The 19,545-nt window shown below is 68.9% G+C and carries 15 protein-coding genes; 5 read left to right on the top strand and 10 right to left on the bottom strand.

The window, feature by feature from the left end:
• Positions 1–768: 768 nt before the first annotated feature.
• Positions 769–2,235, bottom strand: a complete 1,467-nt coding sequence (locus ACWEN6_RS10330; RefSeq protein ID WP_452569921.1) for an RICIN domain-containing protein — start codon at positions 2,233–2,235, stop codon at positions 769–771.
• Between the two features lie 1,211 nt (positions 2,236–3,446).
• Between ACWEN6_RS10330 and ACWEN6_RS10325 the strand changes: the two genes are divergently transcribed.
• Positions 3,447–7,469, top strand: coding sequence for an LGFP repeat-containing protein (locus ACWEN6_RS10325; RefSeq protein WP_452569920.1), 4,023 nt, complete (start codon positions 3,447–3,449; stop codon positions 7,467–7,469).
• 632 nt (positions 7,470–8,101) lie between these two features.
• Here the strand turns inward: ACWEN6_RS10325 and ACWEN6_RS10320 are convergent.
• The 3 genes from ACWEN6_RS10320 to ACWEN6_RS10310 form a co-directional block, all read right to left on the bottom strand.
• Entirely contained in the window at positions 8,102–8,788 is a 687-nt protein-coding gene (locus ACWEN6_RS10320) for an alpha/beta fold hydrolase (RefSeq protein ID WP_452569919.1), read from the bottom strand.
• A gap of 517 nt (positions 8,789–9,305) precedes the next feature.
• Positions 9,306–9,734: a SpoIIE family protein phosphatase gene (locus ACWEN6_RS10315; RefSeq protein WP_452569918.1), complete on the bottom strand. Its 429-nt coding sequence runs from the start codon at positions 9,732–9,734 to the stop codon at positions 9,306–9,308.
• Positions 9,735–10,020: 286 nt separating this feature from the next.
• The gene (locus tag ACWEN6_RS10310; RefSeq protein WP_452569917.1) at positions 10,021–10,590 is read right to left on the bottom strand and encodes a TetR/AcrR family transcriptional regulator; all 570 of its coding nucleotides are present in this window, start codon (positions 10,588–10,590) and stop codon (positions 10,021–10,023) included.
• Positions 10,591–10,681: 91 nt separating this feature from the next.
• On the opposite strand from ACWEN6_RS10310, the gene ACWEN6_RS10305 reads away from it, so the two are divergent.
• Positions 10,682–11,647, top strand: a complete 966-nt coding sequence (locus ACWEN6_RS10305; RefSeq protein WP_452569916.1) for a ketopantoate reductase family protein — start codon at positions 10,682–10,684, stop codon at positions 11,645–11,647.
• Positions 11,648–11,664: 17 nt separating this feature from the next.
• On the opposite strand, the gene ACWEN6_RS10300 is transcribed toward ACWEN6_RS10305, so the two are convergent.
• From ACWEN6_RS10300 to ACWEN6_RS10290, 3 genes are all read right to left on the bottom strand, one after another.
• A complete protein-coding gene (locus ACWEN6_RS10300) occupies positions 11,665–11,913 on the bottom strand; it encodes a hypothetical protein (protein ID WP_452569915.1) in 249 nt (82 codons plus the stop codon).
• Between the two features lie 263 nt (positions 11,914–12,176).
• Entirely contained in the window at positions 12,177–13,379 is a 1,203-nt protein-coding gene (locus tag ACWEN6_RS10295; RefSeq protein WP_452569914.1) for a Dyp-type peroxidase, read from the bottom strand.
• Positions 13,372–13,737, bottom strand: a complete 366-nt coding sequence (locus ACWEN6_RS10290) for a copper chaperone PCu(A)C (protein WP_452569913.1) — start codon at positions 13,735–13,737, stop codon at positions 13,372–13,374. Before ACWEN6_RS10290 ends, ACWEN6_RS10295 begins: the two co-directional genes overlap by 8 nt.
• Here ACWEN6_RS10290 and ACWEN6_RS10285 point away from each other — a divergent pair.
• On the top strand, positions 13,715–13,948 hold the full coding sequence (locus ACWEN6_RS10285) for a hypothetical protein (protein ID WP_452569912.1): 234 nt from the start codon (positions 13,715–13,717) through the stop codon (positions 13,946–13,948). The two genes, ACWEN6_RS10290 and ACWEN6_RS10285, sit on opposite strands and share 23 nt — an antisense overlap.
• Positions 13,949–14,075: 127 nt before the next feature.
• Here the strand turns inward: ACWEN6_RS10285 and ACWEN6_RS10280 are convergent, their stop codons facing one another.
• Positions 14,076–14,579, bottom strand: a complete 504-nt coding sequence (locus tag ACWEN6_RS10280; RefSeq protein WP_452569911.1) for an MFS transporter — start codon at positions 14,577–14,579, stop codon at positions 14,076–14,078.
• A gap of 196 nt (positions 14,580–14,775) precedes the next feature.
• On the opposite strand from ACWEN6_RS10280, the gene ACWEN6_RS10275 reads away from it, so the two are divergent.
• Positions 14,776–15,708: a site-specific integrase gene (locus tag ACWEN6_RS10275; RefSeq protein ID WP_452569910.1), complete on the top strand. Its 933-nt coding sequence runs from the start codon at positions 14,776–14,778 to the stop codon at positions 15,706–15,708.
• Here the strand turns inward: ACWEN6_RS10275 and ACWEN6_RS10270 are convergent.
• Positions 15,702–16,928: an acyl-CoA dehydrogenase family protein gene (locus ACWEN6_RS10270; protein WP_452569909.1), complete on the bottom strand. Its 1,227-nt coding sequence runs from the start codon at positions 16,926–16,928 to the stop codon at positions 15,702–15,704. The two genes, ACWEN6_RS10275 and ACWEN6_RS10270, sit on opposite strands and share 7 nt — an antisense overlap.
• A 334-nt stretch (positions 16,929–17,262) precedes the next feature.
• Positions 17,263–18,678, bottom strand: coding sequence for an LVIVD repeat-containing protein (locus ACWEN6_RS10265; RefSeq protein ID WP_354836564.1), 1,416 nt, complete (start codon positions 18,676–18,678; stop codon positions 17,263–17,265).
• A 184-nt stretch (positions 18,679–18,862) separates the two neighbouring features.
• Between ACWEN6_RS10265 and ACWEN6_RS10260 the strand changes: the two genes are divergently transcribed.
• Entirely contained in the window at positions 18,863–19,498 is a 636-nt protein-coding gene (locus ACWEN6_RS10260; protein ID WP_452569908.1) for a DUF305 domain-containing protein, read from the top strand.
• Positions 19,499–19,545: the final 47 nt, after the last annotated feature.

Genomic DNA, 19,545 nt, shown 5'->3' with positions numbered 1-19,545 from the left:
ACGGTGCTCCAGCCCCGGCGCACACCGCGGGGCGCAGCCGGGGACCGTAGAGGAGCGGCCGGCGTCGGGAGCCACGGACGTCGGGACATTGGACGAATGGTTCCTTCCTGACATGAAACGTCCAGTCAGGCATGACGCGCGCCGCCGCGCTGCCGAAGTAGGGCGTTGCTCGCAGAGGTGCCGCCCCTGCTTCGCAAAAGATCTCGTTGCCAGACACCCGACGTTAAGCGGGCATTTCCAGGTGTCAAGCGGGGCCGACGCCATACTGTGCGGGGACAGATCGGACCTCTACCTCAGCGCGGTGCGGCGTCGCCCCCGGACCAGGAGTTTCGACGCCGGCGCCGGCCGGAGGAGGGCTTCTTCGGACGCGGGAAGAGGCCGGGCGTGACGCGCCCGCTCTGAAAGTTTCCCGATGACATGGGATGACGACGGCCCCCTCTCCCCGGCACCGCGCGGGGCCGCGCACCCCTCAGCACCCCGGATCCGCCGGGTCACCGCCGCCCCGGCGAAGGTACGAGCCCAAGAACGCCGACCACGCAGACATCCCATGTCGAGGACGCCACTCGTCCGGCATCCGCGATCCGCTCCTCGCACGTCCGGTTCAGGACGGCGGCCCGGGAAGCGGACCGGTGGCAACACCGACACCGCACCCCAGGCCGACCGCACAGCGCCGCGATCCGGATCCCCGGCACGGAGCGCACAGCAGGAGATCGGCACCGGGGGCGTGAGGGCTGTACCGCGGAATCCGCGCCTATGTCGAGACGACGATCAGACGGCCGTGCGCGACCACTGCTGGTTGGTGCCGGTGTTGCACGTGTACTGCTTCAGGACCACGCCGTCCGCGGTCGAGGCGGAAGGCACGTCCACGCATTTGCCGCTGTGGCGTGCGCGGAGCTGGAAGTAGCCGCCGTTGGTGACCATCTGGAACTGCTGGTTGGTGCCGGTGCCGCAGGTGTACTGGATGAGTTCGGCGCCGTCGGCGGTCGAGGCGCTGGTCACGTCGAGGCACTTTCCGCTGTGGCGGCTGATGATGCGCCAGTAGCCGCTGCCGGCGTCCTGGAACTTCCACTGCTGCCAGGCGTTGCCGCCGTAGGTGTACTGGTCGACGCGCGCGCTGTTGCTCGTGCTCGCTTGCTGGACGTCCATGGCCTTGCCGCTGTGGCGCACGTTGAGCCTGTAGAACGTCTCCGGCTCTGGCGTGGGGGTGGGGGTGGGGGTGGGGTCGCCGACGTTGTCGCCCCAGGCGTACCGGACCCGGTTGGCGCCGTAGCCGTTGCGGGTGGACAGGTTGAGGGTGGTGCCGCTGCCGCCGAGAGCGAACATCGAGTAGTGGTCGTAGCCGAGGCCTGCGGTCACCTTGCCGCCGAGGGCTGGCCAGTAGGTGCCGCCCATCTGGTTGTCCCGCATCACCTGGGTCACGGCGCGGAGGTAACGCACGAAGTTGTCGGCGCTGTTCGCGTCGCCGTAGTTGAGGCCATCGGACATCGGCGCGCCGAACTCGGTCACGACCGCGCGGGAGGCGCAGTTGCCCAGAAGCGACTGCATGTGGCTTCGGAAGCCGTCGTAGGTCATCGCGCTGTAGAAGAAGGTGTAGTAGTGGAAGGACAGCAACGTCGAGTTGAAGCGGCTGTCGTTGCAGATGTCCCGCAGGTCCTGGCTGAAGCCGGTGCCGCCGATGAGCACCCGGCCGGGCGCCGCCGAGGAGTGAGTGCTGAGCCAGTTCGCCGCGACGTTGCGCCACTCCGACGACGAATAGCCGTGCGGCTCGTTCATCGGCTCGAAGTAGACGTTGCCGTTCGAGCCGTACGTGCCGACCACGCTGGACCACATCGCGTTCCATGCGGCGAGGTTCGTGATCCTGCCGCCGGAGGCGGCGCCGTCCTCCCAGTAGGCCAGGATGACCTTGAATCCACGGTCGGCGGCGGCGTCGATGGCGCCGCGGTAGGCGTTCCACCAGGTCGTGTTGGCCACAGTGTGCGTGTTGATGGGCAGCCGGACGGTGTTGACCCCCATCAGGTATTCCATGCTGTCGTAGATCGAGTTGGCCTTGGCCCGTACCGTCGCGTTGCTGTCGGACTGGCTCAGGCCCTGCACAACGAGCGGGCCGGTGCTGAAGTTGTCACCCAGCACGGCCCAGTTCATGCCTCGGAACTGGCTGGTGGCGGCATGGGCCGACGGCGCGGACACGAGGGCTGCCGCTGCGGTGAGCGCGGTCACCACAAGCCCGATCAGCAACCGGTGTAACGGCCGGGTGCTCCGCGATGGTCCTGATGAGTGACCATCAGAGGCCATGATCATTGCCATGAAACTCCCATCACTGGATCTGAATTGCCGGGCACAAACGTGCACTTGTGCACTTCGTGGTGCTGACGTACGTCCGGGCCGCGACATGTCCGGCACGCCCAGCACCGGCCTGCCGCTCGGGTTCTAGCCGTTGTTGATCATGGTCCACCGATGGTCGGTGGTGCCGCCCGCGGCCTGCAAGAGCCGACGGTGGCTGCGACATGGGGATGACAGGAGACCTCCAGCATCGTGAGCTGCGGTCGCCCGGAGAAAACGGGCGACGTCACGGCCGCCTCGCCGCAGCCGACAGCCATGAAGCGGAAACGGGAACAACGGGCAGGAGGGCGGGCATGGCCATGGATGAACGGCGGGTGGGCCGGTCGGAAACACCGGAAAGGACCGACTCTCCTTGTCTCCACACCTCTCCCATTGTTAGCGTTAACAAATAATTGTCGATCACCCACGGGGGCCTCACGCTAGAGAGGAGGCGGAAGTGCGTCAACAGAACGGGAGACGACTTGCTCGAACCGCTGGTCCGCGACGGAGGCCGCTGTAAGTTTCAGGCGGACTTCCTGACCGCGCCAACGCCCGGTCGTCCCAACGCGACTCCACCGTGCCAACGCCCGGTCGTCCCAACGCGACTCCCCCGCGCCCCGGCCGCACGCCCCACTTCTCCCATCGCGCTCGGTTGGATGATCTGACCGGGAGCCGGCGACACCCGCCTTGGGCCTCTCCGACGGGAACCTTGCCAACTACCTGTGGGACGGCAGGACGGTCCGGCTGATCGACTGGGAGGACTCCGGACGCAGCCGACCGTGCTTTCGAGCTCGCCGAGGTCATCGAACACATCTCGCCGGTCAACGGCACCTTCGACGGCGCCGCGCTGCTGTCCCACATCGCTCTCAGCCCCAGCGAAGCCGTCCGAGTATTGGCCTTCCGCCGCCTGTTCGCCTTCTCCTGGCTGCGCCTGCTCACCCCGGCGGCCTCGCCCACTCCCGGAATTCCCGATCAGCCGCGGCACGCTTTCCACGGCGGAAACTCCCGTGCCCTACGCGTCTTTCTTTGTTGACGCGGGGTGCGGTGCTCGCCGACCGGCCCCGCGACGGAAAATGCCGGGTGCGGGCGCATTTTCTGCCGCATACTCGGCAGCACGGGGAGTCGGTATGCGAGGAGTGGTCATGGGGTGTGCATTCTCTGTCGGCGGGTTGGTGGGGGACCGATGGCAGGCACTAGGGGCCGAAAGTGGCCCCTTCGGCTGTCCGGTGGGGCCGGAAATGGATCTACCGGACGACGCTCGCGGCCGGAGACAGTCGTTCGAGCGCGGGGAAATAGCGTGGATGCCCGACCAGGAGATGGTCATCAGCGTGTTCCGGCTCGGCAACGAGGCGTGCTTCGAATGGGCCCTGCTGCCGACGTCGGATCTGCATTACGACTATTTCCGGTTCGACGTGCTGTACCGGCGAGACACGGGCGCGCGGTTCGCGGGGCACGGGCACGCGAACATGAAGGTCCACGATTCCAAGAAGGGGCGGCAGTGGTTGTTCCTGCCGGCGTTGGGGGAATACGCGTTCCAGGTCAAGGGGTGTGACAATCCCACGGTCGGCTCCGAGGAAAGCCGGCAGGGCTGGACCGGGCCCGTCCATCTGACCGTGGGCGCGGCGAGCACCCCTGATCCCGGCGATCCGGCGGTCCTGGGGAGGATCGCCGACCGGTGGCAGCTTTTCGGTGGCCTCGAAGGGCCGCTAGGACGTCCGGTCGATACGGAGTCGGACGGCGGGGACGGGGCTCGCATGCAGACCTTCGAGCACGGCGTCATCACGACCTTTCCCCTGATCGACTCGGAGATGGCGGTCGTCGCGCACCAGACCGGCGGGTCCGTCGAAGTGCACTGGGGGCACATCCCGGGTGCCATTTCGATGGAGACGCGCTTCGAGGCGACGCCTGCGGACAGCGAGCACCCCGATCCCGAGTTCGGCTTCTGGGTCAGGCCGACGGATCTGGACGCCTTCCGCTGGGCCTTCGACGGCTACAGCTCGGGCCACTCCCGGTTCTCTCCCGGCCGGAAAGGGGTCGACCCGCGCACCCCCGGGACGCCGCGGCCCTACCGGATCCGGATCACCGATTTCGTCGGCCGGGTCTTCCAGGCGCAGGTCCCCTTCGTCTTTCACGCCTGTGACGTGTGGCTCGATCCGCCCGCGGTCGACGAGACACCCCAGCACGCGTTCGCCGCGCACAGCGACCGTCTGGACGCGGTGGCCGACCACTTCCTCCGGACGCGTCCGGTCGACTGGAGGGCGGTGCCGGACGGCGAGGACGTCACGTTTCACCTGTTCGCACTGCTGCATTCCATGACGCGTGATCCGGCGCATCGGAGCCCCGGACGGCCGCGCAGCAGCATTCTGGTGGCGTTGTGCCTGCGCGCGATCGTCGTCAAGAAGATGGGCACTGACGGCGACTACGACATGACCCTGAAAGGCCTGATGACCGTCGTCGGGCGTTACTCGGCGCTCCTGTCCCCCGGCCAGCTCGTCTACATCATCGACGACCTGGTCCCGGAGGGGCATTACGGCGGCCACAACATCACGACCGAGACGCACCTTGTGACAGGTTTCGGGTTCAGTTTCCTGGGCGCGGAGACCGAGAACCACCAACTGATGATCGAGTCGTGCCGGTTCCTGGTGAACCAGGCGCTGTTCGAGCGCACAGGGGAGCCGATCTACAACAGCCTCGAGAACGGGCTGAGGGACTGGCTGCTCATCTTCATGCACAATATCGCCAAGCATGACTTCATGGAGTTCAACTCGCGCAGCTACCAGCGGCTGTCGGTGCATGCGCTGCTGAACCTGTGCGAGTTCTCGAAGGACTCCGCCGTCAAGACGGGCGCGGGGAACCTGCTCGACTTCGCCGCGGTGAAGTTCGCCGTCTCCAGCAGCCGGCTGCGTCATGTGGGCCCTTTCCGCCGGCAGAAGGAGAAACTCAACCGGCCCGACGACCGGGAGTTCAACGACCTCTACTGGAAGACGGGGCACCCGCAGACCGGCTTCTTCCTCATGTATCTGGGCCGGCGCGAGGCTTCCGGGAAGCCTTCTCGGTGGTTTCCCGACGGCTGGGCCGCCGAGGCGCTCATCGCGGGGACGTCCTCCTACCGGCCGCCGGCCGCGGCGTACCTGCTGGCGCTGACGCCCTACCCGGCGAGCCAGCATGTCTTCTTCCAGGGCCGCCGTCCGACATTCACCCTGGGCGAAGAGGCGGACCCGGGCGTCGAGATCTACTACAAGTCGCCGTCGTTCGTGGTCAGTGCGGGCGGAATGTTCCTCAACAGCGGTTACGGCAGCGACGAACATGTCCAGATCGCGACGGGCAGCAATGGCGTCGCCATCGCCCAGTCGACGGCATTGCTCCCGACCCGCGCTGACGTGACGTTCGCCGACCTCATCCGGTTCGACCGCTATCCGGATATCCAGGACAAGCGCCGTCCGGTCAATACCGGGGTGCATGAGGGGTTCGCCTGCGGGGCCAACCTGCGAATCCCCGAAAGGTGGCTGAACGCGACGGGCGTCTCGCCCGCGGGGCCTTGGTGCGTGCTCAATCTGAATGCCGACCTGCCGGACATGGGGCCGCTCGGCTTCTATGTGGCCGCCTTCCGGGCGCCGGTCTCCAACGAGAGCGACCTGCAGTCCCTGTACGGCGTGGCCCCGGAGAACGTCGGCTTCTTCTACGCCGTCGACGCGGACACGGCCGGCATCGACTTCGAGACCTTCGAACAACGGACCCTCAGTCAGAACTCCTACCCGGCCGAGCTGGAGTACGGCGAGAAGTACACCTTCCACGCCCCCGACGGGCCGACATTCACGTTCCTCCTGAGAACCGAAGGCGACAAGTACCAGGCCCGAGTCCTGTCGAAGGACGACGACATACTGCCGGACTTCTCCAGCCGGCCCCGACTCGTCGATGGGCCGCATCTTCTCGCGCCGAACGGATTCGACGGGTACATCGAGATCCGCAACCCCGTCGGCGAGTGCCGGACGGCGCTCGTTCTCGACTACCGCGATCCCGTCCACCCGGGCCGCTTGGATAATTCAGCCGCGTGCCCGCAGTGGGACCTGGACACGATCGCCGCGTTCGGGGAGCGGGCCCGTTCCCTGTTCGAAAAGGGCCGGTACGATGACGCCCTGCGGACGACCAAGAACGGCGTCGCCCATTTCCAGAACGTCATCGCCGTCAATCCGGGCATCACCATCGAGCCGTTGCGGAAGATAGCCGAGATGTGGATAGGGATCGCCACGGCCGCGCATCCCGGAAACATTTCCGTCCAGCGCGCGGCGGCGGACAACGCCTGGGAGATCCTGCGTTACCTGGCGACCCGCCCGGGAGCGAACGACGCGCAACGCGCGCTTCTGGCGCCGCAAATCGCCGTTCTCACCGGCTTCCTGGCATTCGGAGCGCCCACGACGCGCCTGGCCGGGGAGGCCGCCGCGCTGGTCCGCCACCTCTACGGGGGCCTGACCGATCGTGACCACCGGCTCGACATCGCCGCCTCCTGGACCGGCGAGTCCCTTTTCCATCACGAGGTCTCCTTCAGCCCGGGCAATCCCGACCCCGTGGCCGAACAGCTCCTCCAGCGGACGACCGCGGCCGAGGCCGCCGCCATCGTCTTCCCCATGGTCCGCTCGCTGCCCGACCCGTCGCTGACCGTCTCGGACCTGCAGCGCATGGCCGACATACTGACCCGCCTTCTGGGCCTGCTCACTTACGGTGGTCCGGACTCGGCCCCAAGCGTCGAGGCGGCCGAACTGGCCCGGTTCGTCTACGCCCACCTGACCGACCGCGACCATCGCATCGACATCGCCGCGATCTGGGCCGCCCTTTCCCTGCGTCACCACGAGACGTCCGTCCACCCCCGAAACCCCGACCCGAAGGCCGAGCAGCTCCTGCAACGCCGAGCCGCGGCCGAAGCCGCCGCCGTCATCTTCCCCCTGGCCGAAGCCCTCCCCGACCCGTCGCTCACCGTCTCCGACCTACGGCGCATGGCCGACATGCTCGACGAACTGACAACGTGGCTCACCTTCGGCGCCCCCACCCCACCCGACCCCGAGACGGTCGCCCTCCAAGCTCTCTCCACCCGAGCGGCCACCCTCCGCGACCACATCCACGCCCTTCTCGGCACCCCGCACACCACCAGATAAGACTCCCCGCCGCGAACCGCTCCGTCATGAGGTGCCCCTTTTCATCGCCTGGATGAAAGACACCGAAGACCCGAGTGATCGAGGCCACGCTGGGCAGTACCTGCTGTTCGGGCAGGTGGCGGCCCGGCTGGCCGGCGTGCCCGCCGACGAGGACCGCTGGGACGACGACGTCCGCGTGGCGTTCGCCCTGGACGACATCCGCGACGTCGAGGTCGAGTCCGGGTACGCCACCGACCAGCTGGAGAACATCTGCTGGTCGGCGGCCTCCAGCGCCGGCCATGCGCGCACGACCGCCGGTGAACGGCCTGCCATCAGGGCGCATGGCAGAGGTCAGGGTCGCTTGCCCATGGCCTGGCGGATCACGTCGCGTGCCCGATCCATCATGGCGACGGGCGTGACGCGTGAACGCCTCGCTCCGCTGATCAGCGGGCGCCTGCTCGACCTCGTCGAACAGGTTTCGGATCATCCCATGCTGGGCCAGCAGCAGGTCGATGACATCGGACTTCTCAATCGTCTCCGGCCTCGTGTTCTCCGCCATGGCCGGTCTTCCTTCGTCCACCGAGGGCTACCCGAGAAGCGCCGTCTCAGGCGCCTTCCGGCGGCCCGTCAACCGCACGGCACCCTGCCCCCGCTCAAGACGTTCGACCGGGTAACCGACCGGACAGCTTGTCAAGGAAGGGGACCACCACGGCGGCCATTGACCGGGCGGCGGTGTAGTTGGCGTTGTGCGCGGCGTGGGGGACGACCGCCAGCTCCCCCCGTGGCAGCAGACGGGCGACCTCCTGCGCCCACCGCTGCGGGATCACCGGCTCACGGGCTCCCCGCGTCACCAGCACCGGTACGCCGACCGAGGGCAGCTTGTGCTCGATCGTGTCCCGCAAGGAGATGCCGAAGGTCCGCACCACCCGGCCCACGCCCGCGTCGCGGACGTCGCGCAGGATGATCGGCGCCTGCCAGGGGTCTTCGTGAGGGATGTCCCGCAGCCACCGTCCGATCTGCCGGAGCGCGGTCCTCGCATGCGCGTCGGTCGTGGGCCCGGCCAGCACCAGGCCCCGGAGCAGCGACGGATACCGGACGGCGAGGTCGACCGCGACCTGGCAGCCGAAGGAGTTTCCCAGCAGCACCGCAGGACCGATCCCAGCGGCCTCCAGCCACTCGGCCAGCGAGTCCGCCAACTCCGGCAGCTCCATGACCTTCCCGGGCTCCCCACTGAGACCGAAACCGGGCAGATCGACGGCATGCACCCGGAAACGCGGGGCCAAGTGCACGGCCAGCGGCATCATGTACCGATGGGACACCGCCAAGCCGTGCACGAGCACGACCGGAAGGGCATCTGGCGGGGGCCTCTGCGAGGCGCGATGGTGCAGCCGAACGCCTCGGACCTCCGTCCAGCGGCTCACGAACACACCGTCATCTCGCGGCGCGCGCATCGCGATCGCGTACGCCTCACGTCTCGCCGAGAGCTTCCTCATGCCGGCCCGCCACACCGCCCATCTCGTCGAACCGGGCCACCGAGCCGCTGCTTTCCGCCGCGGAGCAGGAGGGGCAGTCGGACGAACCCGTCGAGGAGGCCCGGCCTGCCGGGCAGGTGGCCATGGAAGAGGCACTGGAGGAGGCCGGCAAAGATCCCGAAGATCTGACCTGACGCCATGTCCGACCACCACGCCACGAGGCCCACGGGGATGGCCGGCAGAGCTGCACTCCTCATCACGTCATCACGGAGTTTCGAAGGCGTCGGCGTCGAGCCTTCGAATGCCACGAGCGGCGTTGCTCGCCGTACGTCCTGCTCACGACCAGAATCTCACCGGCGGCCGGACCGCAGCCGCACGGACCCGCTCATGCCCGAGACGAGGGCGTCCGTGCTCGTCTCCGGTTACCGCGTCGACCGGCCTGCGCGCTGTCGTGGCCGCCATTCGGCCGGCAGGACGGTCGCGTCGTCTTGCGGATGGCCGTTGTGATAGGCCAGCACGCTGCGGATGAGCCGGCGCAGGGTCTCGGGGACCGGAAGGCCGTCGGCGTCCGGATCATGAACTCGACGAACCGGTGCGGTACGAACTCCCGGCCCTGCGGATTGCGGGCCTCGGCGATGCCGTCGGTGTAGAACAGGACGCGGACGCCGGGCTGCAGCTGCTCGCGGCACATGATCGGTACCAGGCCCAGATCGAGCCCCATGGGGTGGGCGGGCGGACAGTGCAGCGTGGTCGTCCAGCGCCCGTCGCGGATCACCACCGGCGGGTGGTGGCCGCGGTCGACCCAGCTCAGCACACCGGTGGACTGGTCGAGGTCGGCGATGATGGCGGTGACGAACCGTCGCTCGGCTGATGAAAGCCGCCACCCGAGAGCCGAAAGGGGGCTCGCACGCCGCCACCCGCCCCCCTCTGCTGGACATGGCTGCTGAGATACGCCCGAATCAGCGGACCGAGCATTCACCGCAGTGAAACTTCACAGGTGTGGCCGGCATCAGTCGGGTGACCACCCCGGACCGCATCGTCGCCGCCGTACCATCGACCGGATCCTTCGCTCGCGGCATGCGACCTGGTGTCGCACCTTGTCATTGCGGGCGGCGCAGCCCGTCGAGCACGAGGGTGATGACATCGTCGGCCTCGGCCCGCCAACGGGGGCGGTCATGGGCCGCGCCGATGCCGTGCAGCGCCATCATCACGGCACCGGCATCCACGTCGTCGCGAACGGCGCCGTCCCGCACGGCGGCGGCCACCAGGTCGGTGACAGCCTGCTCCAGCGCCCGGCTGCCCTCGGCGAGGGCACCCGAGCGTTCGGCCATGAGCGTGGCCAGGGTCCGGGCCAGGCCCTCGTGGGCATCTATGTGGTCGACCATGCCGCGGAGGAAGGTCGCCAGAGCCTCCGCCGCGGGCAGCGTGGCCTGTAGCCGGCGGGCGCGGTCGCACAGCGCGGCGACTTCCCCGTGGTAGACCGCCTCGGCCAGTGCCTCCCGGGTGGGGAAGTGGCGGTACAGCGTGCCGGTGCCCACCCCGGCCAGGCGGGCGAAGTCATCGAAGCGCAGGTCGAAGAAGTCGCCGGCGTCAAAGACCTCTCGTGCCTTGGCGATCAGGACATCGCGGTTGCGTTGGGCGTCGGCCCGCAGCGGCTTGTCGGCGGTCATGCGCTACCTCGCGTTGACAAATGGAGATGGCCTCCATATTTTTGGAAAGTGGAGATTACCTCCAGTTCGATCGTACCCCACGAGGTGCAGCGTGAAGATCCTGATGTTCGGCCGAGGCGTGATCGCCACCATCTACGGCTGGGCCCTGGAACGGGCCGGGCATGACGTCGAGTTCTACGTCCGGCCGGGCCGCGCGGCGACGTACGCAGACGCGGTGGACCTCGACCTGCTCGATACGCGGCGCCGGGTATGGGGGCAGCGCGTCGTCGAGAAGTGGCCGGTGCGCTACCGCGAGGCGCTGGAGCCGGACCACGACTTCGACCTGATCGTGCTGAGCGTGCCGCACCACCGCCTCACGGAGGCGGCGGATTTCCTGTCCCCGCGTGTCGGCCAGGCCACGGTGCTGGTCTTCGGCAACCTCTGGGCCGAGCCGCTGACCGCGATCGGCGCACTCCCTGTCGACCAGATCGCCTGGGGCTTTCCCCAGGCCGGCGGCGGTTTCGGCGCGGACGGCGTGCTCCGTGGGGCGCTGCTGCCGTCGGTCATCTTCGGCACCCTCGGCCGGCCCCCCACCGACCGGGAGCGGGCCGTGCGCCAGGCGTTTCGCGAGGCCGGGCTCCGGCCCAAGGAGCGCCCGGACTTCCGCGGCTGGCTGTGGGTCCATTTCGCGTCGGGTGCCGGCCTGCACTCGCAGGGCCTGCGACTGGGCTCCCTGTCCAAGCTGGCCGGGGCGACGGGCGACCTGCGCCAGGCGCTGCTGGCCGGCCGCGAGCTTCTGCCGCTCCTCAAGGCGCGCGGCGTTGACCTGCGACGCCACCGGGGCGGTGTGCTGCCGCTCCGGGCGCCCACCTGGCTGACGGCCCCCGCGCTCGCCTGGCTGACCGCCCATGTCGCGCCCGTGCGCGTCAATTTCGCGGCGCACTCCGACCCCGACGCCGAGGAGCCGCGTGAGGTCTGCCGGGACACCCTGACCGAAGCACGACGGTTGGGCATCTCGGTACCGCGACTGGAAGCGGCGGAACCGAACTTCGCCCGCGAGGGGACGGGTCGAGTCTGAATTGGTGTAGCTCTTCCTCAGTGAGCGATCACGTCCAGCGGAGTGGTGTATGAGTTGATCTCCGCGTGATCCTGTTTCTGCAGTTGACCGCCCGACAATGTCGCCAGCGGCCGGTCCAGCAACCCGCCGATCCCGGGGTCCGACGCGGCCGCGTGCGCCCGCGCGGAATCACGTCCGCTCGCCAGAAGCTCGCTGACCAGGAGCGGAAACCGTCCAGCCGCCTGCCGCTGCGGCACCCACGAGAATTCGCACGCCGCCTCGCCCACGCCGCGGCGCTCCTGGCCTCGCGCCCCGCCACCGTGATGAGGCCCTCGGTCCGCCGGTACACGCCGTCCCCTCGCTTCCAATGCGTTCCTCGATCGAATCTCTGCTGCCGACGCCGATGCCCTGACCGCGTGAATCGTCTGGGCGCACGCCTGCGGCGCGGTGAGGAGACGCCCTGACGACCGCCTTGGCCGTCACCGCGGGGGGGCTTTCGCCCCCCCGCGCCTCAGCGCACCTCCTTCTTGGTTCACTTCAGGTCCACTGGTCAGTCCAGGACGGTCTCACCGATCCAGCCGCCGGGGCCGCATCCCGGCGGGATGGCGAATACCGCCGAGCCGATCGTCGTCGTCCATGTGTTGAGCAGGTCCACCTCAGCTAGGCGGCGCTGGATGGGGACGAACTGGCGGGCGACGTCGGCCTGGTAGGAGGCGAACAGCAGGCCGGTGTCGGACACGCCGTCCCGCGTTATGCCCTCGTCGTAGTTGTAGGCGCGTCGAAGGATACGCACAGCGGGATCTTCGGGGCGGGCGCGGCGGATGTGGGCGTATTCGGAGATGACCGGGAAGCCCGCGGAGGTCAGCCGCGTGAAGTCCGGTTCCTCGTGTTCGAGCCGTCCGGTCAGCGGAGCGCCGTCGGCCAGCTTCCTGCCGATGGCGAATTCCTTGGCGACGCTGTCAGCCGCGTCCCACTTCTCCAGATCCGTGCGGATGCGCCGCAGGACGAGCGTGGTGCCGCCGTCCGGCGCCCAGACGACCCGTTCGAACTCCGGCGTCCCGGGCACCGGGTTGCTCGTCCCGTCGAGTTGCCCCATCACGTTGCGCTGGGTCATACCCGGTTTCTGGGAGTGCGCCGCCTGGCGGAACCCCCGCTGGGTCCAGCTGACCGTCGCGAACGACCGGGTGTCTTTGACGATCATGCGCAGCGTGTGAGCGACGGTCAGCGCATCGTCCGCGCAGATCTGGACGAGCAGGTCACCGCCGCTCCAACGGGACTTGAGCCGGTCGGTGGTGAACGCCGGTAGCTCGGCCGGCCGGCCGCCGACCTTGGCGACGGCGTACAGGCCCGCGCCGAAGCCGAAGGTGACGGTCAGCCGCGCGGGCAGCAGCGCCAGGTGGGGTTCGGTGTCGGCGAGCGCGGGCCGTCCCTGGGTGAGTCGCCGGGCGTCGTCGGTGAGCACCCGCATCAGCCGCGACACCCCGTCCCGGTCCACCCCGCCGCGCAAGGTGAAGCCGGCGAAGACGGCGTGTGCCTGTGGCAGGGTGGCGATCCCGGCCTGCCGGGGGCCGTGGAAAGGTTCGGTCGCGGTGCCGTCCGCGACGGGGACGTCCTCGGCGGCGTGCGCTCCGGACGCGGTGCCCGCGGCCACCGCGCCCGCCGCCATCGCGGCACCCCCGGCGAAAAGGCGCCGCCGTGTCAGCGAGACCGCGGGCTGCGGCCGCCGGGCGGCCGGGACCGGCTCATCAGCCATTGCCGCCGCCCATGTCCATGCCGCCCTTGTAGTCCTCGTTCCCGCCGACGAAGTCCTTGCCCAGAGCGGTGAAGGCGAAGGTGCCTCCGTCGCCGAGCGTGAGGGTGAAGGGGATCTCGGCACCGGGCTTCACCTCTTCGGCGACGTTCATGAGCATGATGTGGTCGCCGCCGGGCTCCAGGACGTGGGTGCCGTGCGCGGGTATGACGAACCCACCCTTCTTGGGCCGCATGACCATCTTGCCCTTGGAGTTGACGACCTCGTGCAACTCGACCTCGGGTGAGAGCGGCGTCGCCCCGGAGACGACGGTGATGTCCGCGCCGGTGTTGTTGACGATGGTGCCGAAGGCGGCACTCATCCCCTTCTTCGCGGTCTTCACCCAGGGATCGGTGATGGCAAGCGCGGAAGTGGCCGAAGGCGAGACGGACGGCGCCGATGAGACGGCGGCGCTTGGCGGTGCCGGCGGCGGAGAGGCGGCCTCGCCGGTTCCACAGGCGGTGAGGCCCGCCAGGACGACGACGGCGATGATGGCACGGGAGAACATACAGAAAGGCCTTTCGATGCTGTGACACGATGTCGCGTCGGCGCGCACGCCGACGGCACCCCACAGGTGGCGGGGTGAGGGGAATCGTGAGTACCGCGCCGGACCACACCGCGACAGGCGAGACCGAGGGATCTCGCGCGAAACAGCAACGATCAGGCGGAAGCGGTACGGACAGCACCGGGCGGGCCGCGCCGGCTTATCTCGTGACCGAGCAGAATCGAGCGCACGACGATGTGCCGCTCGACCGGAGGAACGGCGTCCGGTCCGTGCACGGCGATCGCCGGAGCCGCGACCATGGCGAGCATCCGGACGGCGAGCCTCCGCAGTAGCCCCCACAGGGCGGCCTCGCCGCGGGCCAGCCACAGGCTCGTCAGCGCGACGGCCCATCCGTGCATGAGGAGCATGCCCAAGCCGGGCATCAGCCCCATGTGGGCATGACCGTGGTCGTGGAAGACGATGGGCTCGACAGTGTGCGCGAAGGAGAACAACAGGTGCAGCGCCGCTTGCGTCACGGCCAGCGCCGGCATGATCACGGCTTGGGTCCGTTCACGCCCGGCGAGGAACCACGCGGGCAGGAAGCACGTCCCCCAGGCGGCGAGCATCGCGAGCCCCGAGACGGACCCTCCCGCGAACCTGTGCGCGCCGATACCGAGCATGACCGAGACCGTCGCGAAGACCGCTGCCCTGGGGACACGGAAAGGGATCATGGCTGGCATGGCCTGGTGATTGTCTCACGCCTGTCCCACACCCGGATAGACACCCTGAATCCTCAGTACGGTCATGCCACACGAGAGGGCTTGGCCGTCCACAGGCGGTGGGCGAGTGGTTCACCCTCCGTCAACTGCTCGCGCCATGCGCGTCCTTCCGACCCGTAGGGATATTCCGGCCACAGCAGCGGGCCCCACCGATGATCTCTCCGGCGAGACCGCCACCGAGGAGATCGGGTCCGAGGCGGTACCCGCCGCACCGGAATCACATGACGAGCACAATGACCCGCTCTTGGACATGTCCGAACCGGTCCCGGGTGCAACCGATGTGTCCGACGGTGATCAGCGGGTGCGCGCGATCATCGACGCCCATCCTGATCTGCTGCGCGCCCTGCCGATCGTCGCGGCCGGCTGCGGCCTACGGCAGGGCGAGTTGTTCGGCCTGGCGCTGGAAGATCTGGATTTCGGGGAGGAACTCGTCCGGGTGCGGCGGCAGATCAAGAAGCTCGGTACGCAGTACGTCTACGCGCTGCCGAAGAACGATCGCGAGCGAGTGGTGCCACTGCCCGATTGGGTGGCTGAGGCGCTTCGCGTGCACACCCAGAAGTACAAGGCGTTGGTGTGCTCCCTGCCGTGGGAGCAGCAGAATGGCAGGCTGCGCACACATAACCTGCTGTTCCGGTGGACGGATGACCAGTTCATCAAAGCGCGGAGCTACAGCGAAACCGTCTGGAAGCCTGCCCTGGTCGCCGCCGGCGTCATTCCTGTCCCCGACAAGGACCCCAGGTCACGTCGGCGGTTCGAGACCACGCGGAAGGAAGGGCTGCATCAGCTTCGGCACTACTACGCCAGCATCGCCCTCGTCGGCGGTGTCTCCATCAAGGAACTCGCCGAGTACCTCGGGCATGCCGATCCGGGCTTCACTCTGCGGACCTACGCGCACCTGATGCCCGGCTCGCACGACCGCGCCCGGCGGGCCGTCGACCACCGGCTGTTCCGCCCCCGCGCCGTGTCTGACGGAACAGCGACGGAACAGGGGGTCGGTGCGCGGCGCTCGCCGGCGGGGCGGAATCACTGAACCTGCAGGCCGGTGACGGCGCGGCCGATAAGGAGGCGCTGGATTTCGGACGTGCCCTCGAAGATGGTGTAGATCTTGGCGTCGCGGTGGAAGCGTTCGACGGGGTGGTCGCGGGTGTAGCCGGCGCCGCCGAGAATCTGGATGGCCTGTTCGGTGACCCACACCGCGCTCTCGCCGGCGACGAGTTTGGACATCGAGCCCTCCGCGTGGTCGAAGGGGCGGCCGTTGCGGGCCATCCAGGCGGCGCGCCAGGTCATCAGGCGGGCGATGTCCACGCGCGTCGCCATCTCGGCGAGCAGGAAGGCGACGGCCTGGTTCTGGCCGATCTTGCGGCCGAACTGCTCGCGCTCGCGGGCGTAGTCGCGGGCGTATTCGTAGGCGGCGCGCGCGATGCCGACGGCCATGGCGGCGACGGTGGGCCTGGTGGTCTCGAAGGTGCGCATGGCGGCCTGCTCGCCGCTGCGGCCGCCCTCGCGGACGCGGGCCAGGCGGGCGTCGAGCTTCTCCTTGCCGCCCAGCAGGCAGCGGCCCGGCACGCGCACGTCGGAAAGGACGACCTCGGCGGTGTGGGAGGCGCGGATGCCGTGCTTCCTGAACTTCTGCCCCTGCGACAACCCCGGGGTGCCGGGCGGGACGACGAAGGACGCCTGGCCGCGGGTGCGCAGGTCAGGGTCGACGGAGGCCACGATGACGTGGACATCGGCGATGCCGCCGTTGGTGGCCCAGGTCTTGACGCCGTTGAGCACCCACTCATCCTTGGCCTGGTCGTACACGGCGCGGGTGCGGATGGCGCCGATGTCGGAGCCGGCGTCGGGTTCGGAGGCGCAGAAGGCGCCGAGCTTGACCTCGTCGGCGGTGCCGAACATCTGGGGCAGCCACTCCCCCATCTGCTCGGAGGTGCCGTTGGAGGCGAGCGCCGCGGCGGCCAGTCCGGTGCCGACGATGGACAGCCCGATGCCGGCGTCACCCCAGAAGATCTCCTCGAAGGCGACCGGGATGCCGAGGCCGCTCGGCTCGAACCACTGCTGGGCGAAGAAGTCGAGCGAGTACAGCCCGATCTTCGCGGCCTCCTGGATGACCGGCCAGGGGGTCTCCTCGCGCTCGTCCCATTCGGCGCCGGCGGGACGGATCACGGTGGCGGCGAAGTCGTGGACCCAGTCGCGTACCTCGCGGAGGTCCGCGCTCGGTTCCGGGCAGAAATCGCTCGCGCTCTCAGCCATCGTGACAACTCCTCAGGGCAACGGACAGGCGATCGGTGTCGCGGACGTATATTCCCACGACAGCGGGCGTTACCAACGGTAACATCCGAGCGCTGTCACCCTACCCGCATCCCGCCGCCCTGCCGGTGCGAACGGCGGCCAGGGCGGGCATGCCGAAGGACGGCCAGGGCTGGTCCGCCCCGGCCGTCCTTCGGTGGATGCGTCTTCGCGCCGCGGCGCCCGGGGCGATCCCCGTGCGCCGGGACGCCGGCGGGCGGCGGGCCCGCGCGCACGGCGCGACGCCCGCGCAGGGCGCGGGACGCCCGAAGGCCGTCCCGCGCGTCATGCCGGCCGGTCAGTCCTCGTCGGCGCTCCAGATCCAGTTGCCGTGGCCGCGGTCGCGGTACGAACCCTGGGTCTGCACGTTGAGGCGGTCGACGTGGACGCCCTTGGCGGGGTTGGTCCGCGGGTCGTCGATCTTGATGACGTCGAAGCCCCTGTTGAAGTCGCTGGCGTAGATGTAGCCGTTGTAGTAGTAGGCCGACCAGAAGCCGCCCGAGCCCTCGGCGGCGGGCCCGCGCTCGAAGTAGCCGATCTCAGCGGGGTGGGCCGAGTCGGTGAAGTCCCAGATCGAGGCGCCGCCCTGGTACCACGCCTGCACCATGATGTCACGGCCCTTGACCGGGATCAGCGAGCCGTTGTGCGCGACGCAGTTCTCGGTGTCGGCCTGGTAGCGCGGGATCTTGTAGTAGTTCTTGAAGACCAGCCGGCCCCCGACGATGTCGTAGATCGCGTCCGCGCCGCGGTTAGGGCCGACGACCGCGTTGCAGGTGGCCGCCCCGCCGCCGCCGAGCTCGTCGGTGAACACGACCTTCGTGCCGGCGTTGTTGAAGGTGGCCGAGTGCCAGAAGGCGAAGTTCGGGTCGGTCACCCGCGCGGTCACCTTGGGGTTCTCCGGGTCCCTGATGTCGAACAGCACGCCGTCGCCCATGCACGCGCCGGCCGCGATGCCCTTCTCGGCGTAGACGGTGATGTCGTGGCAGCCGCTGGTGGGGACCAGCAGGCCCGGCTGGGTCTCGTTGCCGCCGTCGGGGAACACGACGGGCGTGGCCACCACCGAGGCGGACACCGGGTCACGCAGCGGGACCTTGACGATCGAGATCTTGTCGTGCGGCGGCTGGCAGTCGGGGTAGGTCGCCGACGGGCTGTAGGAGGAGATGTACAGGTAGACGTTGCCGCGCCGCTTGTCGGGCACCAGCGTGTGGGTGTGCGACCCGCAGTTGGTCTCGACCGACTTGATGTACCTGGGGTTGGCCTTGTCGCTCACGTCGAAGATGCGGATGCCCTCCCAGGACTCCTTCACCGACGCCGGCTGCGCCGCGCTGTTGCAGGAGTCGTCCGAGCGGGAGGAGTCGACCGAGGCGAACAGCAGGTTCCCGTAGACCGACAGGTCCATCTGGGATCCCGGGCACACCACCGAGCTGACCACGGAGGCCTTCTTGGGGTTCTTGATGTCGTAGATGGAGAAGCCACCGTAGTTGCCGACGAAGGCGTAGTCGCCCTGGAAGGCGATGTCGGTGTTGATGGTGGCGGCGATGGCCGCGGGTTTCGGGACGTTCGCCACATGCTGGACGTTCGGGCTCATGACGATCTGGTCGGTGCCCGGGATGTCCGCTGCCTGGGCCGGGACCGTCGCCAGCAGCATCGCCGCGACCGAGCCCGCCAGGACGAGGAACCGGCCGGTCAGGCCGCCTCTGCGGGGGGTGGACAACACCTCAGGACCCTCCTTGGTGCTTTTTGCCAGAGGTGAACACAGTTGAGGAGATCATGTCCCAAACTCCGCGGTGTTGCCATAGTCCACTTTGTCAGCAAAATGTGCCAACATTCCGTCTTTACCCCAAACTCCGCGCTGGGTTAGGGTGCAGCCGCACAGCAGAGATCTTCAAGGAGGCCGGGTGCGCTTCGCGCTCCTCATCGCCGCCGGTGTGGTCGCGCTCACCGTGACCGGCTGCTCGGGAGGCTCCGCGACGCCGGTCGCGACCTCCACCGTCCCCGTCATCGTCCCCGGCAAGCCCGGCGAGGCGGCCAAGACTCTTCCCCCGGGAGCGACCGTCACCGCCGTCCCCTCCCCCACGGCCAACGCGGCGGACGTGGTCTTCATGCAGGACATGGTCGTCCACCACCGCCAGGCGCTCGACATGAGCGCCCTGGCCGCCACCCGCGCGGCGTCCGGGGACGTGAAGCGCATCGCGGCCCGGATATCGGACACGCAGGGACCGGAGATCAATGCGATGATCCGATGGCTCCAGCAGCAGGGCCAGCGCGTCCCCGACCACCACACGACCCACCATGACGCCATGCCCGGCATGGCCACCGAACGGCAGCTCTCCGACCTGCGGGCCGCCTCCGGCGCCGGCTTCGACCGCCTCTACCTGCAGCTGATGATCGCCCACCACATGGGCGCCGTCACCATGGCCGCCGGCGAGATGGAGAAAGGCTCGCACATCACCGTGCAGGAGCTGGCCGAGGACATCTCGGTCACCCAGACGGCCGAGATCCAGCGCATGCGCCGCATTCGCCCCGGCGGGTGAGCCCCGGCGTATCCGTGCCGTCGGGTGAGCCCCGGCGTATCCGCCGG

Source organism: Sphaerisporangium sp. NPDC004334 (assembly GCF_053602655.1).
This window is presented reverse-complemented; position numbering and strand designations above follow the sequence as displayed.

Coding starts and splice junctions, on each gene's coding strand:
- ACWEN6_RS10325 (WP_452569920.1), top strand. CDS start 3,447: ATGCGAGGAGTGGTCATGGGGTGTGCATTCTCTGTCGGCGGGTTGGTG.
- ACWEN6_RS10310 (WP_452569917.1), bottom strand. CDS start 10,590: ATGACCGCCGACAAGCCGCTGCGGGCCGACGCCCAACGCAACCGCGAT.
- ACWEN6_RS10295 (WP_452569914.1), bottom strand. CDS start 13,379: ATGGCTGATGAGCCGGTCCCGGCCGCCCGGCGGCCGCAGCCCGCGGTC.
- ACWEN6_RS10285 (WP_452569912.1), top strand. CDS start 13,715: ATGGTGCCGAAGGCGGCACTCATCCCCTTCTTCGCGGTCTTCACCCAG.
- ACWEN6_RS10290 (WP_452569913.1), bottom strand. CDS start 13,737: ATGAGTGCCGCCTTCGGCACCATCGTCAACAACACCGGCGCGGACATC.
- ACWEN6_RS10280 (WP_452569911.1), bottom strand. CDS start 14,579: ATGCTCGGTATCGGCGCGCACAGGTTCGCGGGAGGGTCCGTCTCGGGG.
- ACWEN6_RS10275 (WP_452569910.1), top strand. CDS start 14,776: ATGCGCGTCCTTCCGACCCGTAGGGATATTCCGGCCACAGCAGCGGGC.
- ACWEN6_RS10270 (WP_452569909.1), bottom strand. CDS start 16,928: ATGGCTGAGAGCGCGAGCGATTTCTGCCCGGAACCGAGCGCGGACCTC.